Genomic DNA, 15,891 nt, shown 5'->3' with positions numbered 1-15,891 from the left:
CATTTTAAGCATGGTCACGATTCTTGTCGTGACTATGTTTTTTTCATGCGAAACGTCACTTCGCGATAAACAAAAAATGAACCAATCGTCATTTATGCCTATTGGAGAAGCTGACACCATTAATCTTAAATACACCGATTCAGGAAGAATAAAATCTATTCTGAAGAGCCCGAAAATGCTTGACTATAGCCAAATTGAAAACCCGTTTGTAGAGTTCCCAAAAGGGGTTTTAGTCACCATCTACGACGAAAACAACAACATCACTACGGTTAAGTCAGATTATGCCATCAGTTATAAAAAAACAGATATTATTGACCTGCAAGGCAATGTCATTATTTCTTCTTATGATGGTAAAAAAATGGAAACTTCGCAACTGTACTTTGATCAAAAAAACGAATGGTTCTTTACCGAAAAATTCTTTAAATATTCTGACAGCGAAGGTGGTTTTTTACAAGGCCCTGGAGTTGACTTTAGCAAAGACTTCAAAATTTTCAACACGCAGAAAAGCACCGGAGAGGTCAACAGCGCAGAATAATATGTACTTTTCTTTATCAAAATATTTAACTACATTTGATAAAAAAATATTATGACTTTTTATAAAATTTTCTACTTCATTTACCTCATTTTTGCAGGTTTCTTTTTTTACAACGCGTATATGAAAATACAGGAAGGAGAAAGCCCATGGCTTAGTATTATCATTGCTTTAGTTGCCATTGGCATGTTTTTCTTCAGAAGATATTTTTACAACAAATATCAAAATAACAACAAATAATATCCTATGAACATTGTGATAATTATTGTTTGTTTAATCCTTTCTGCTTTTTTTTCAGGAATGGAAATAGCTTTTGTCTCTTCAAATAAAGTTTTTATTTCACTAGAAAAAAAACAGAACAATTTCAACGCCAAAGTTTTAGCCAAAATCACCGAAAAACCTTCTCAATTTATCACAGCCATGTTAGTTGGCAACAATGTGGTATTGGTCATCTACGGGATTTATTCTGGCAATATGATTATGGACTGGTTCAATTCTCTACCATTCGAACTTTCCTCTTTCGTTAGCCTTTTGCTACAAACACTTATTTCAACAATTATCATTTTAGTCACCGCTGAATTTCTTCCGAAAGTATTCTTTCAAATTTACGCGAATAGTTTCATGAAGCTTTTTGCTTTTCCGGCTTATATTTTTTACCAGATTTTTTATGGTGTTTCGCGTTTCATCATTTCAATTTCTGATTTTGTACTGAAAAAATTCTTTAAAACAGAAGGAGATCAAGTTCAAGATTACTTTAGCAAAGTAGAACTAGGCAACTTCATCACCGAGCAAATGAATGGCGTAAGTAATGAAGACGATATTGATTCTGAAATTCAGATTTTTCAAAATGCTTTGGAATTCTCAGATGTTAAAGCCAGAGATATCATGACACCTCGAACAGAAATTGCGGGTGTTGATATTTTAGATTCTGTTCAAGATTTACGTAGTTTATTTGTAGAAACGGGTTATTCAAAAATTGTTGTGTATCAAAATTCAGTCGATGATGTTTTAGGATATGTTCATTCATTTGAACTTTTCAAAAAACCAAAAACCATAAAATCAGTAATGATCCCTATGGAGTTTGTTCCGGAGACTATTTACATCAAAGACTTATTGAATATCCTAACCAAAAAGAGAAAGAGCATGGCTGTGGTTCTGGACGAATACGGCGGAACATCAGGAATTATTACCGTTGAAGATATTATTGAAGAACTTTTTGGCGAAATTGAAGACGAACACGATTTGGATGAAGAATTGATCGACGAACAAATTGAAGACAACATTTTTTTATTTTCTGCTCGTTTAGAAGTTGAATTTCTCAATGAGAAATACAATTTGAATATTCCCGAATCAGATTCCTATAGTACGTTAGGAGGATTTATAGTTCACAACACTAAAGAAATTCCTCAGAACGAAGAAAAAATACAAATTGAAAATTTCGAAATCACTATTCATTCAGCTACAAACAAAAAAATTGAATTGGTTCGTTTTTCAATTCAAGAACATAAATTATAAAAAATCAAAATTTTAGCGTAAATATTATTTTTCTTTTTTATTATTAAATAGATAATTGTATTTTCGCCCTCTGAAAAAAAGTAAATTGATATAAAATGGCAGTTTTAGGAAAAATTAGACAGCGCTCAATTTTATTAATTGGAGTTATCGGATTCTGTTTATTAGCCTTCGTTATTGGTGATGTAGTACAAAACGGAAGCTTTGGTGTTAATTCTAACAACATAGGTTCAGTAAACGGAACAGATATTGACGCTCAATTTTTTATGCGTAAAGTGGCTCAGGTTGAAAAACAAAGCCAAAACATGTCCAACACTCAAGCAATGAACAGTGTTTGGGAGCAAGAATTAAGAGGTATCATTGTTGGTGAACAAATTGAAAAATTAGGCTTAGGTATTGCTGATGACCAATTGATCAATGTAATCAAAACTAATCCATACTTTGTTCAAAATCCACAATTCTTAAATGCTGCGGGACAGTTTGATGAGGCAAAATTCAGAGAATTTGTAAAGTCTTTCAAAAATGATCCAAACCAAGATCGTTGGGCAGAATGGCAAAACTTCGAAAAAGAAGTTGAGAAATCGGCTATTGAGCAAATTTATTTCAACTTATTAAAAGGGAGTATTTATACTACTAAAGCTGAAGGTAAATTCAAATATTTGGCTGAAAACAAAAAAGCAGACTTTGAATATGTAACAGTTCCTTTCAACACTGTTAATGATGATGAAGTTAAAGTTTCGGATGACGAAATTATTGCTTACATGAAAAAAAGCCCTAAAAAGTACAAATCAGATAACACTAGAACGATTGACTATGTTTTGTTTGAGAACAAAGCTTCAAAGGAAGACGAGCAAAATGTAGAAAAAATAATCAATGATGTTTTATATGGCGGAAAAGTTGAGTTTAATGACAAAACTAAAACTAATGACACTATTCCTGCATTTAAAAATGTTACCAATGTTGCTGAGTTTGTAAACAAATATTCTGACATCAAATTCGATTCTACTTACTTAGCAAAAAGTGAATTGCCATTAGATTATCAAGAACAATTATTTAATTTAGGAAAAGGTGAAGTTTTCGGACCTTACTTATTTAACAATCACCAATGTGTTTCCAGAATGTTAGACAGAAAACCAAATGCTAGTGCTAAAGCTAGTCATATTTTAATTGGTTTTACCGGAGCTGAACGCTCAACTGCTACAAGAACTAAAGAAGAAGCACAAACCTTAGCTAATGAATTATTAGCAAAAGTAAAGGCTAATCCTAACGAGTTTGCTTCATTGGTACTTGCTAACAGTGATGATCCGGGGTCTAAAAACAACGGTGGTGTATATGACAATATTGCTCCAGGACAAATGGTACCAAAATTCAACGATTTCGTTTTCAACAATCCGGTTGGAACAGTTGGTGTCGTTGAAACAGAATTTGGTTTCCACGTAATTAAAGTTTTAGATAAATACGATGCTGTATTATTAGCTACAATTGCAAGAAGCATCGAGCCTTCTGAAGCTACTATTGATGCTGTTTATACACAAGCAAGTAAATTTGAAGCTTTAGCAAACGAAAAAGCATTTGACGAAGCAACTAAAGAATCTAAATTAACAGCAACACCTGCAAGCAATCTAAAAGCTACTGACGAATATGTAGCTGGCCTAGGTACTCAAAGAGAAATTGTACGTTGGTCATTCAATAACGATACTTCGGTAGGTGATGTAAAACGTTTCGAAGTTCCTCAAGGTTATGTTATCGCTGTTTTAAAAGAAAAAAACGAAACTGGTTTATTATCTCTTGATGTTGCCAGACAATCTGTTGGAACAATTTTAAGAAATGAGAAAAAAGCAGAAATCATCAAGAAAAAAATGACCGGAGCTACTTTAGAAGAAGTTTCTAAAGCAACTGGCTCTTCTGTGATTTTAGCTTCTGGTGTTTCAACAGCAAGCCCTTTAATTCCTAATGTAGGGAACGAACCAAAAGTTGTAGGAACAGCGTTTGACTTAGAAGCCGGAAAAACTTCAAAATTAATTGATGGTAACAGCGGTATGTTCATGATTAGAGCTAAGACAGTTTCTACGCCTGCTGAACCTGCAAATGTTAATTCATACGTAGAGTCTGAAAATACACAACAAAAGAATGCGGCTCAGATGAGAGCTTATCAAGCCCTTAAAGAAAAAGCGACAATTAAAGACGAAAGAGGTAGATTTTAATATCTATTCTTCCCTAATAACAGAAAAGGAGTCCAAATGGACTCCTTTTTTTGTTCTATAAGACACTAAAAAGCAAATGAAATTATCATTTCATCTACTCATTACAAGAATATCATTCTACAATCACTCTTATCTTTCTTTGATTATTTCCCCATCTCTTTCTCCCTTTTATTCCCATCTAATTGATTATATCCTAAAGAAGATAAAAATAAAACACAATCAGTTTATTGTATTTTTAGTTCTTCTGTTCTTATTAATGCCTTAAAGGACTAATAAACCTCAATGATACAAAAACAAAAAGGCGCTCTATGAGCGCCTTTTAATATGTTTAAACTTCTACATTAGTCTATTCTAGACAATTTTGTTTTCCTTGAAACACTTGCTGTTTTTTGACTATACATTTCCGTTTTAATATCATTCAAAACATTTAATGCTTCTTCTACATAAACATCTTTTTGCATTTCTTCATGCCAACGAACTCTTTTTTCTTTTAACACGGAATCTTTGGCAATTACCGCATCTTCGTATGGCAATGAACTAAAATGAAGATGATTACTATATGTTGTAATAGGTTTGAATTTTTTCAACATCATATCCGTTTTCTCCTCTTCTTTTTCATATTTAACCAAATTCAAGTCAAATTCGTTATCATCTTTTCGTTCAAAAATCCATTTTGCATTTTCATCAATTAATTTAAATTGCTCATTTTGATCTACTCTGCTTTTACTTTTAGCAATAATATTTGCAAAACCATTGGTTACCGGTTTATAATTTGCAGGTTCAATTTTATCCCAAGGTAAAGCGTATTTCTCATCTCTTTCGCCCATATCTAAATACATGAAACGATCCGGGAGCACTACATCGCTCAAAACACCTTCACGCTGTGTTGAACCACCATTAATACGATAAAACTTCTGAGTGGTCGTTTTTAATGCTCCTAAATCCCCAAATGAATTACCACGTACAAACTGATTTAAATCAATTACATTTTGTACCGTTCCTTTTCCATACGTATGTTTACTTCCAATCACCACTCCTCTTTTGTAATCTTGAATAGCAGCCGCAAAAATCTCAGAAGCTGAAGCCGAGAAATTATCCACCATAACTACTAAAGGTCCATCCCATTGTACTTCAGAATCTTTATCAAAAAGAACATCTTGCTTTTTATTTGCCGATTTAACCTGAACTACCGGACCATCTTTAATAAACAAACCAGCCATATTTACAACTGTTTCAAGGGATCCACCGCCATTTCCTCTTAAATCCATGATAATTCCCTGAACACCTTGTTCTTTCAAACGTTCAATTTCTTTGGCAACATCTTTATAAGCATCGCGCTCTTCTCTGTTTTCAAAACTGATATAAAATTTAGGCAGATAAATGATGCCATATTTCTTTCCGTCTTTTTCAACTGTTGAAGATTTTGCAAACGTTTCTTCTGTTTCCACTTCATCTCTAATGATTGAAATTACTTCAATTGTTCCGTCTACTTTTTTAACGGTTAAGCGTACTTCGGTTCCTTTTGCCCCTTTAATCTTTTTAACTACATCATCTAAACGCATTCCGGCAATGTCAATAGGTTCTTCAGTTCCTTGAGCAACTTTTAGGATAACATCACCTGCTTCTAATTCTTTTCCTCTCCAAGCCGGCCCTCCTGAGATTAATTCAGAAACCTCTACAGCATCATTCTTTTTTTGTAAACGCGCACCAATTCCTTCGAATTTTCCACTCATACTAATATCGAACTTGTCTTTATCTTCCGGAGAAAAATAAAAAGTATGCGGATCAAAACGCTCTACTATAGAATTCAAGAAAATAGAAAACCAATCGTTGCGATCTAATTCCTTTTGAATAAAGTTAAAATAGTCATCCAAAGATTTTTTAGAACTTTCGCGAGCTTCTTTTTCTAAGGTTTCAAAAGTTTTCTTTTGGTAAGTATTGTCTTTTTTAAACTTCTCTTCTTCTAATTTTTGTTTATCTGATAAAGTTGATAGAACAGACAATTTTAATTGTTTACGCCATCTGTCTTTTAATTCTTTTTCATTTTTAGCATACGGCAAATGTTCATAATCAACATTAATTACTTCTTCCTTATTAAAATCGAATGGCTTGTTCAATATGGAGCTATAGATTCCTCTTGACTCTTCAATACGTTGCAATAAACGTTGGTTGGTTAAATCAAAAAAAGTCAAATCTTTCTCACGAATTAAATCGTCAATTTTATCCTGATATTTCAGAAACTCTTCGCTATCTGACTGTAAAAAGAAACGCTTTGTCGGATCAATTCCATCAATATATTTCGTGTAAACATCTTTAGAAAAAGTATCGTCTAAAGCAACAGGACTATAATGTCCTTTTTCTAAAATAAAAGAAAGTAATTCCAACAATAATTTGTCTTTTTCAGGATCCTCCACTTTTTTAGTTGAAGGCATAAAACTCCATAGTACGGCAGAAATTACCGTAACCAGCAAAATAATCTTATAATTTCTCTTCATAAAATCAAAAAGTCTTTTCATTCAAAATTTTTCATCTAAGTTACATAAAAAACTATGCCACTTTATGGCAAGGTACGATAATTTTTTGTTAAAGCCTTTACACAATTCGACCAGAAAAAGAGTAATTGCGCGAATTTTAATTAATTTAGCAAAAAAAAAAATTATGAGCAAACCCTTAATCTTAGTTACCAACGACGATAGCATTGTAGCACCGGGAATCAGAACCCTTATAGAAGTAATGAAAGAGATAGGCGATGTAGTTGTAGTTGCTCCTGATAGTCCCCAAAGTGGCATGGGACACGCTATTACCATAAATAACACACTACATTTAGACCGTGTATATTTAGATAAAAAAATTGAACACGAATATAGCTGCTCAGGAACTCCGGTAGACTGTGTAAAAATGGCGGTACATGAAATTTTGAAAAGAAAACCCGACCTATGTGTTTCAGGTATTAACCACGGATCCAATTCTTCTATCAATGTAATTTACTCCGGTACAATGTCAGCAGCAGTTGAAGCCGGTATTGAAGGAATTCCTGCTATTGGTTTTTCACATTTAGATTATGGTTGGGACACCGACTTCGAACCCGTAAAACAGTATGTCAAAAAAATTGCTTTAGAGGTTCTACATAATGGATTACCTGATGGAATTGTTTTAAATGTCAACTTTCCAAAAGCTGATAAAGGGGAAATCCAAGGAATTAAAGTTTGTCGTCAAGCGAAAGCAATGTGGGTTGAAGAATTTGACAAACGCATTAACCCGCAAGGGAAAGAATATTTTTGGCTGACAGGTCGATTCATTAATCAAGACAAAGGTCAAGATACAGATGAATACGCCTTAGAAAATGGCTATGTTTCTGTAGTTCCGGTACAATTTGATTTAACAGCTCATCATGCTATTCAAACACTAAACAATTGGGATTTATAAAATGAAAAATAAAAAAGATTTTATCATTGGCTTCCTCATTGGGATTGCAGGAAGTTTTACAGGCTGTTTTATAGCTCTTCAATTTTTTACTAAAGCCGGTTTTATCGAAGGTTTTATTTTAATGCGTGAAGCAGGTATGATAGGCAAAGTAATTACTTTAGGAGCCATTTTAAACTTAATCATCTTCTTTCTTTTATTGAATAGAAACAAAGAGCTAATGGCGAGAGGAGTCATTCTAGCAATGTTTATTTTAACGGTTTTAACTCTAATTCTATAAGCATGAAATATTACATTATTGCGGGCGAAGCTTCTGGCGATTTACATGGTTCCAATTTAATGAAAGCTCTTTTTGATAAAGATTCACAGGCCGAAATCAGGTTTTGGGGCGGTGATTTAATGCAAAAAGTTGGCGGAACTTTAGTAAAGCACTACCGTGATTTAGCTTTTATGGGTTTTGCCGAAGTAGTAATGAATTTAAAAACCATTTTAAACAATATTTCTTTTTGCAAAAAGGATATCGCTGCTTTTCAACCTGATGCTTTAATTTTTATTGATTATCCTGGGTTTAACATGCGCATTGCACAATGGGCAAAAGAGCAAAAGATACCAACGCATTACTACATTTCTCCTCAAATTTGGGCTTGGAAGGAAAAGAGAATTACGGCCATAAAGCGCGATGTCGATCACATGTACGTTATTTTGCCTTTTGAAAAAGATTTTTACGAAAAGAAACATAATTTCCCGGTTCACTTTGTGGGGCATCCGTTAATTGATGCTATTGAAAACCGAAATTCGGTTAACGAAGAAACTTTCAGAAAAGAGCATAATTTAGGTAATAAACCGATTATTGCATTGTTACCCGGAAGCCGTAAACAGGAAATCAACACAAAACTACCCATTATGCTTTCGGTAGTTCAATATTTCCCAGATTATGAATTTGTGATTGCCGGTGCTCCCGGACAAGAAGATAGTTTTTATCAACCTTTTTTGACGAATAAAAACATTCATTTCATTACCAATAAAACTTACGATTTACTAAGCGTAGCTTATGCTGCATTGGTTACTTCCGGAACCGCAACTTTGGAGACGGCTCTTTTTAAAGTTCCCGAAGTCGTTTGTTATAAAGGAAATTGGATTTCGTATCAAATTGCGAAAAGAATTATCACTTTAAAATACATTTCGTTAGTCAATTTAATCATGGATCAAACCATAGTGACCGAATTGATTCAAGGCGACCTGAACACTGTGAATTTAAAGCGTGAATTGGGAAAGATTTTAGAAACCAAAGGACGTGAAAAAATGATTCAAAACTTCAATTTATTGGAGACAAAGCTTGGAGGAACCGGGGCTAGCGAAAAAACGGCACAATTAATAATAGATAGTTTTAAAAAATAATCTTACATTAGCAAAAAAGAAGAAATTGAAGCAACTGGTATACATTTTAGTATTGGGTATTTTGGCTGTAAGCTGTAAAACACAATCCACAATTGTAACCTCAAAAGAAGAAGCAAAATCAAGAGGACTTTACAGCTATAACGAAGAAAAAAGCATTACCAAAAGCAAAAAAAAGTCAACAAAGAAAAAAGCTTCTAAAAATAGTCTGGCCTATCAAATTATTGATAAAGCTATGGAATATCGAGGAGTTAAATACCGAACCGGTGGTACTACCAAATCAGGAATGGATTGTTCAGGTTTAGTATATGCTTCTTTTAAAAGTTTTGACATTAATGTCCCGAGAACTTCCAGTAGTTTAGCTGACCAAGGTAGAAAAGTAAATAAAAACAATGCTTCACCGGGCGATTTAATTTTTTTTAAAACCAACGGTAGTCGTTCCATTAATCACGTTGGTATTATCACTGAAATTGTTGATGACGAAATAAAATTCATACATGCTTCCACGAGTTCGGGAGTTATAATATCTTCTACTGCTGAGCGCTATTTTGAAAAAACATATGCGCAAATTAACCGATTGATTGAGTAAAAGATTGTTGGTTTAATTTGAAGTTAACGATTTGAAGTTTTTTCCATTTCCACTGATTGTCTACACTATTAGTGTCGCTTTTGGTATTTTTATACGTCATTATTTTCAATTGCCTAAAGTTGTGCTTTACGGAGTATTGCTAGCAACATTAGCTACTTGGTTATGGGCTTTTCTTAAGGCTAAAAAAGAACTTATTCCTACTTCTTTTTTTGGAATTATAACTCTTATTTTTTGTTCAACATTAGGCTTTTCTTGGCTCGATCTTCATCAGGAAAACCAATACAAAAATCATTATTCGCATTTTGAAAAAGCAGATAACCAAATTATTTCGGCTCATATCTTAAACGAATATCGGGCTTCTGCCAAAAACAAAAAATATCAGATCGAAATTACTAGTGTTGACCAAAAGCAAACCTTTGGCAAAGCGTTATTCTATGTCCCAAAGACAAACCAATTTACTTTTGAACCTGATGACCAAATTATTTTTAGTGCCCAATTTTCGCCTTTACCCAAAAATTTAAACAACAATTCCTTTGACTACGGAAAGTATTTAGAAAACCAACAGATTTACAGTGTCATTTTCTTTAAAGATTCTACTTCGTTACAAAAGGGAAATCAAAAAAGTTATCGTCATTATTTATACACAACCAAAAAGAGAATTACCCAAATTTTTGAAAGCTATTCTTGGAAACCGGAAACCTTAGCGATAGTTGAAGCTCTTATTTTAGGCGAACGCTTTTTACTAGACGATTCGTTATTAAAAGAATATCAAAATGCCGGAGTAATGCACGTTTTGGCTATTTCAGGCTTACACGTTGGTATTTTATATTTTGTTTTAGCCTTTCTCATCAAACCTTTAAAACGAATAAAACACGGCAAATATATCCAGTTTGGTATCACCATTGTCTTTTTGTGGTTCTTCGCTTTCTTAACCGGGCTTTCGCCTTCTATCAGTCGGGCAGTGACCATTTTTAGTTTGGTTGCAATCGGAAATCTGTTAAACAAAACGAACATTTCATATAACTTAGTCGCAGTTTCCGCACTGTTTTTATTACTTCTCAATCCGAATTCCCTTTTTGATGTTGGTTTCCAATTGAGTTACGCTGCGGTGTTGAGTATTCTCATTTTTAATCCGTTATTCAGCAAATTTAAAGTTCGTAAAAACAGAATTATTCGCTATTGCATCGATTTAGTTTTGGTTTCATTAGCGGCACAAATTGGAGTTTTACCGTTGAGTATTTATTATTTCAATCAATTTCCGACCTTATTTCTTTTTGCCAATTTATTAGTGATTCCAATGATAACTTTGATTTTAATCGGAAGTATTGCGATTCTTATTCTTCATTGGCTCCCAAGTATTATTAACAACTTCATTGCTTCAATAATTGATTTTTTGGTTACTTTTCTCAATCAATATGTTTCTTGGTTGAACCAATGGGATTTCTTTCGAATACAAAACATTTCTTTCAACACTTTGCTTTGCGTAGTGAGTTATATTGTTATCATTAGTTTTGTTTTTTGGCTGTACAAGAAAAACTATTTTCGTTTTCAACTTTTTTTAAGTACTATTTTGAGTTTTCAATTGGTCTACATTACGACGGTTTTACATCATCAATCGCAACAAGAATTTATTCTTTTTAATAGTAAACAAACCGTTTTAATCGAAAAAGAAAACCAAAAGGCAATTGCTTATACGAATGCTCCTGACGAAAATAACAGAATTATTTCGGATTATAAGAAACAGTCGTTTTGCCATGAAATGAGAATCGAACCCTTGAACAATACTTTGATTGTAAAGGGTAAAAAATGTTTAATCCTTGACAGCTTGGGTATTTATAAAACGACTCTTAAACCAGAAATTATCATTTTAACACAAAACTGTAAAATCAATTTAGAACGAATGATTCAGTCTGTTCGTCCAAAATTAATTATTGCAGACGGCAGTAATTCATATTACCTTTTACAAAATTGGAAAACTACTTGTAGAAAAGAAAAAATCCCTTTTCATGCAACTTCTGAAAAGGGATTATATCAATTTTAAAATTATTTCTTGACTAGTAAACCATTGGCTACAGCTAACCATTTTTCAGGACCTCCGGCAACATATCCGGTACTTCCTAAGGCGTCAAGATTAACTTTTTTACCTTCTTTTTGCTCAGGTTTCACAAACCAAATTGTTGGATAACCTGTTACCCCGAACATATTTTGAAGATTATAATTTTGCTGTTTTAAGGCTTCGCCTTGCGGTGTCCTTTTGGGAAAATCAAGTTCAACTAAAACTACATTTTTTTCTGCCCATTTTTCAAACTCAGGTGTATGAAAAACTTCTTTTTCCAAACGTTTACACCAGCCACACCAATCAGATCCTGTAAAGAAAAACATCATTGGCTTTTTCGTTTTTAATGATTCTTTAGCTGCATCTGAAACATCAGTGTACCACTTAAGCTCCTGTGCCTGAGAGGTTAAAAACGTTAAAAATAAAAAGGATAATACAAAAGCTTTTTTCATTTTCTATTCTTTTCTGTAAATTTAACAAAAAGAGTGCCAAGTTATGTAACTTACTTTACACCGTGCATTAATTTCTTTATAACTGGCGACATTACTATAGATAAAATAGCAATAACAACAGATATAATGGTTAACATCCAAAAGAAATAACTTAAACCATGCTCATTTGCAATTTTATCAATATTCTCTCCAAATTTACCTGCTCCTTTCATACCTATTGCAACTGCTAAATACCAAACCCCAAACATAAAAGCAATCATTCTTGCTGGTACCAACTTAGAAACATAAGATAATCCTACCGGCGAAATACATAGTTCTCCCATTGTATGAAAAAGATAAACTAATATTAGCCAAATCATACTAACAGAAGCTGTTTTTGCTCCTGGTTCAATACCTGTAGCTCCTACTGCAACACAAGCCATACCTAGTGCTAATAATCCCATTCCAATTCCGTATTTTACGTTTGCGCTAGGATTATATTTACTTTCCCACCATTTGGAAAATAAAGGTGCTAATGAGATAATAAATAAGGAGTTCAAGGTTGAGAACCAAGTTGCAGGAACTTCTGTGAGAGGGTTTGTAACTTTTTCTATTTTTAGAAATTCTAATGTTGACTCTGAAAGTGTTAAATAACCCGCAGAATAAAAATCTTTAATTAACATCCAAATAGCAATTCCCCAAATGATCACAAAACTTGTTGATAGAATCAAATTAGCAACTGCATAATTTTTAAATGTTTGTTTGAATAATAAAAACAAAACCCAAGTAATAATTGCTAAAGGAACTATAGTTATTAGAGAATTAATTATCAAGAAAAATGTACTCCAATTCCCGTCTAATACTCTATTAGTATAGTCATTAGCAAAGATGGTCAAAGAGTTAGGCGATTGTTCAAAAATTGCCCAAAAGAAAATAGTTAAAAAAGCAAAGAATGTAACCGCGATCATTTTTTCTCTGGTAATTTGAGAATAACGTAATAAACGACTCACCAAAAGAATAATAAAAGTACCTAATGCTGTTAGAATAGCAATATTGTTACCATTTTCGCCTAAAAAACCGAAAATATCTACCGCACCACCAGAAATTTTAGAAGCAGGATCATTTAAAATCCATAATAATCCTAAAACGGAAGAAATTCCTATTAAAATTAAATCAACGGTTGTAAAAGGATTTTTTTTATCAGTATCACTGCTTTCAGCTTTCGCTTTACTCTCTGCAGTTGGTTTTAAGCCAATGTCTCCAAAGATGTTTTGAGATAACCAAAATTGTAACATTCCGAAGAACATAAAAATACCGGCCAATCCAAATCCGTAACTCCATCCTACTTTTTCACCTAAGTAACCGCATAATAAAATCCCGAAAAATGCACCTGCATTTACCCCCATATAAAATAAAGTATAAGCTCCGTCTTTTTTCTCAGGTCTATCTTTATACATTTCGGAAATTATCGAAGTCATGTTGGGCTTAAAGAAGCCATTTCCAAAAACCAAAAGAACTAATCCTAAATATATTGAAAATTCAGTTTCTACAGCCATAGAAGCATGACCTAAAGTCATTAAAACAGCTCCTACAACGACCGCCCATCTAAAACCAATAATTTTATCTGCAAAATATCCGCCTAACATGGTAGACAAATAGACCAAGCCAACATACGACCCAAAAAGAGCAGATGCATTTTCTCTTGTCCATTCCCAACCTCCATCGGTAAATGACGCTGTCAAAAACAATATTAATAAAGAACGCATTCCGTAAAACGAGAAACGCTCCCACATTTCGGTAAAAAACAATACAAATAATCCCGCAGGATGTCCTAAAACTGGATTTTTAAAAAATTGGTCTGTTGAATTTTGGCTCATATATATTTTATTTAATTCCGTGCATCATTTTCTTTAATGTTGGTGTCAACATAAATAATATAACTGAAGCAACACCACATAAGATTACAAACACCATAAAAAATTCGAATAGATTATGAATTTCAAAACCTGCAAATACAGGATTAGCTGCAACGATAGTCTTTTCAGATTCAATTTTTGTAAGAGTATCTACTGAAGGAAAAGTCAATTTTTCTCTATCAAGTTTGAAGTTTTCATTTTCTTTTTTAGAGGTCTCAATCATCTTATTGTTTTGTTCAATAATTGGTTTCAACTCTTTTTCCAAAGATTCATTTTTAATTTTAGCAATATTGAATTGAGCTAACAAGAATAAATCCTTTCCTGTAGGCTCTACTGTTTTATCTAACACTGCTTGCAAATCAATTCCTGCTTCTTCAGCTCTAGTAAATTGTTCACCCGTTGCCGGTAAAATAGAGCCTAAAGTTCCTGCTAGTGCGTATCCTGATGCATTTGACAAAAAGAAAACACCAAACAATAATGAAGCAAAACGCTTAGGAGCTAATTTACCTACTAACGACAACCCAATTGGTGATAAACAAAGCTCTCCAAAAGTTTGAATTAAGTATAATAACACAAGCCATTTAACAGCTAACAAGCCTGAATTACCTAAATCTTTTACATTGTGTGCAATAATAAAATAACTCACCGCAATTAATAATAAACCTATAGCTTGTTTAAAAGGAGATGTCGGTTCTTTTCCTGCTGCTCTTAGTTTATCCCACAACATTGAAAACGGAACAGCGAATGCCACAACAAAGATTCCATTGAAAATTTGTACCATTGAAGGTGGCATATTCCATCCGAAGAAATTCCTGTCTGTTTGATTGTCTGCGATAAAAGTCAAAGAAGATCCCGCTTGTTCGAACGCAGCCCAGAAAAATATTACGAAGAATGAAACAATATAAATCACTAAGATTCTATCTCTTTCTATCTTAGTCAATGAAGTGTCTGATAAAATTAAACCTGCTAATGTTAAACCACTACCATAAATAATAGAATATATCCAGTTTTGTCCAAACAATTGATTGAAAACTGCTGTCAAAACTACAAATGCAACTACTGCAATACCGATTGATTTTGTTGAAAATTTAGCCGATGTTGCTTCTCCTTCTTCAAAGTCGGAAGCATCGTTATTTTTCGGCAAGCCTCCAATCGGTTTCCCTTCCGGAGTAATTACGTATTTATCTTTCAAAAGATAGAAAGTGATTGTTCCAATCATCATTGCTATTGAAGCTGCTAAAAATCCCCATTTAAAAGCAAAAATATCACGTGTCCCATCTGCATTTACAACATCTCCTACCATTGGACATATAAACTGCCCTAAAAATGCACCTACGTTAATCCCCATATAGAATATCGTAAATGCGGTATCTAATTTACTTTTTTCTTCTTTTGGATATAAGCTACCAACCATTGAAGAAATATTTGGTTTAAAGAAACCATTTCCTAAAATGATGATTCCTAAAGCTACATACAATAGTGTTTTTGCCAACTCAAGATTAGAACTAAAGATACTGGCACTAAAAAACAGCAACATTTGACCGATGGCCATTAATAGACCACCCAGCATTATACAGTAACGGTTACCTAGAAATCTATCGGCTATAAAACCACCTAACATTGGTGTTAAGTAACATAATCCTAAGAAACCTCCATAGATTAAGGAGGAATCTTCTTTACTCATCATTAATGAATTAACAATAAATAAAGTTAATAGTGTTCGCATTCCATAGAAATTGAAACGCTCCCACATTTCCGTCCCGAATAGTACCCAAAGTCCTTTTGGATGCTTTTGACTTGCTGTTACTTCGCTCATATTTTGATTAGTTTGTT

Annotated in this window: 12 protein-coding genes; 8 read left to right on the top strand and 4 right to left on the bottom strand. The window is 33.2% G+C overall.

The window, feature by feature from the left end; translation table 11 throughout:
* Positions 1 to 10 precede the first annotated feature (10 nt).
* The 3 genes from lptC (at position 11) to ACUSJC_RS08370 (ending at position 4,248) form a co-directional block, all read left to right on the top strand.
* Positions 11 to 535, top strand: coding sequence for an LPS export ABC transporter periplasmic protein LptC (gene lptC, locus ACUSJC_RS08380; RefSeq protein WP_449269118.1), 525 nt, complete (start codon positions 11 to 13; stop codon positions 533 to 535).
* Between the two features lie 243 nt (positions 536 to 778).
* Complete coding sequence (locus tag ACUSJC_RS08375) at positions 779 to 2,047, top strand: hemolysin family protein (protein WP_449269117.1); 1,269 nt, start codon at positions 779 to 781, stop codon at positions 2,045 to 2,047.
* A gap of 95 nt (positions 2,048 to 2,142) precedes the next feature.
* Positions 2,143 to 4,248: a peptidylprolyl isomerase gene (locus tag ACUSJC_RS08370; protein WP_449269116.1), complete on the top strand. Its 2,106-nt coding sequence runs from the start codon at positions 2,143 to 2,145 to the stop codon at positions 4,246 to 4,248.
* 341 nt (positions 4,249 to 4,589) lie between these two features.
* Here ACUSJC_RS08370 and ACUSJC_RS08365 read toward each other — a convergent pair whose 3' ends face one another.
* Positions 4,590 to 6,764 carry a carboxy terminal-processing peptidase gene (locus tag ACUSJC_RS08365; RefSeq protein WP_449269115.1) on the bottom strand — a complete coding sequence of 725 codons (2,175 nt, stop codon included), beginning with the start codon at positions 6,762 to 6,764 and terminating at the stop codon, positions 4,590 to 4,592.
* A 142-nt stretch (positions 6,765 to 6,906) separates the two neighbouring features.
* Between ACUSJC_RS08365 and surE the strand changes: the two genes are divergently transcribed.
* Genes surE through ACUSJC_RS08340 form a run of 5 tightly spaced genes read left to right on the top strand, consistent with a single transcriptional unit; the run spans position 6,907 to position 11,696 of the window.
* On the top strand, positions 6,907 to 7,674 hold the full coding sequence (surE, locus tag ACUSJC_RS08360; RefSeq protein ID WP_449269114.1) for a 5'/3'-nucleotidase SurE: 768 nt from the start codon (positions 6,907 to 6,909) through the stop codon (positions 7,672 to 7,674).
* Between the two features lies 1 nt (position 7,675).
* On the top strand, positions 7,676 to 7,951 hold the full coding sequence (locus ACUSJC_RS08355) for a hypothetical protein (RefSeq protein WP_449269113.1): 276 nt from the start codon (positions 7,676 to 7,678) through the stop codon (positions 7,949 to 7,951).
* 2 nt (positions 7,952 to 7,953) lie between these two features.
* Entirely contained in the window at positions 7,954 to 9,069 is a 1,116-nt protein-coding gene (lpxB, locus tag ACUSJC_RS08350) for a lipid-A-disaccharide synthase (protein WP_449269112.1), read from the top strand.
* A 25-nt stretch (positions 9,070 to 9,094) separates the two neighbouring features.
* The gene (locus ACUSJC_RS08345; protein WP_449269111.1) at positions 9,095 to 9,655 is read left to right on the top strand and encodes a C40 family peptidase; all 561 of its coding nucleotides are present in this window, start codon (positions 9,095 to 9,097) and stop codon (positions 9,653 to 9,655) included.
* Positions 9,656 to 9,686: 31 nt separating this feature from the next.
* Positions 9,687 to 11,696 (top strand): ComEC/Rec2 family competence protein, encoded by a 2,010-nt coding sequence (locus ACUSJC_RS08340; protein WP_449269110.1) that lies wholly within the window; start codon positions 9,687 to 9,689, stop codon positions 11,694 to 11,696.
* A gap of 2 nt (positions 11,697 to 11,698) precedes the next feature.
* Here ACUSJC_RS08340 and ACUSJC_RS08335 read toward each other — a convergent pair whose 3' ends face one another.
* The 3 genes from ACUSJC_RS08335 to ACUSJC_RS08325 are packed head-to-tail and all read right to left on the bottom strand — an operon-like array spanning position 11,699 to position 15,874.
* Positions 11,699 to 12,163, bottom strand: a complete 465-nt coding sequence (locus ACUSJC_RS08335; protein ID WP_449269109.1) for a thioredoxin family protein — start codon at positions 12,161 to 12,163, stop codon at positions 11,699 to 11,701.
* A 50-nt stretch (positions 12,164 to 12,213) separates the two neighbouring features.
* Positions 12,214 to 14,019, bottom strand: coding sequence for a peptide MFS transporter (locus ACUSJC_RS08330; RefSeq protein ID WP_449269108.1), 1,806 nt, complete (start codon positions 14,017 to 14,019; stop codon positions 12,214 to 12,216).
* Between the two features lie 7 nt (positions 14,020 to 14,026).
* Positions 14,027 to 15,874: a peptide MFS transporter gene (locus tag ACUSJC_RS08325; protein ID WP_449269107.1), complete on the bottom strand. Its 1,848-nt coding sequence runs from the start codon at positions 15,872 to 15,874 to the stop codon at positions 14,027 to 14,029.
* Between the last annotated feature and the right edge of the window lie 17 nt (positions 15,875 to 15,891).

Source organism: Flavobacterium sp. U410, from assembly GCF_053570605.1.
Note: the sequence above shows the minus strand (reverse complement) of the source record. Positions and strands in the feature narration are given on the sequence as shown.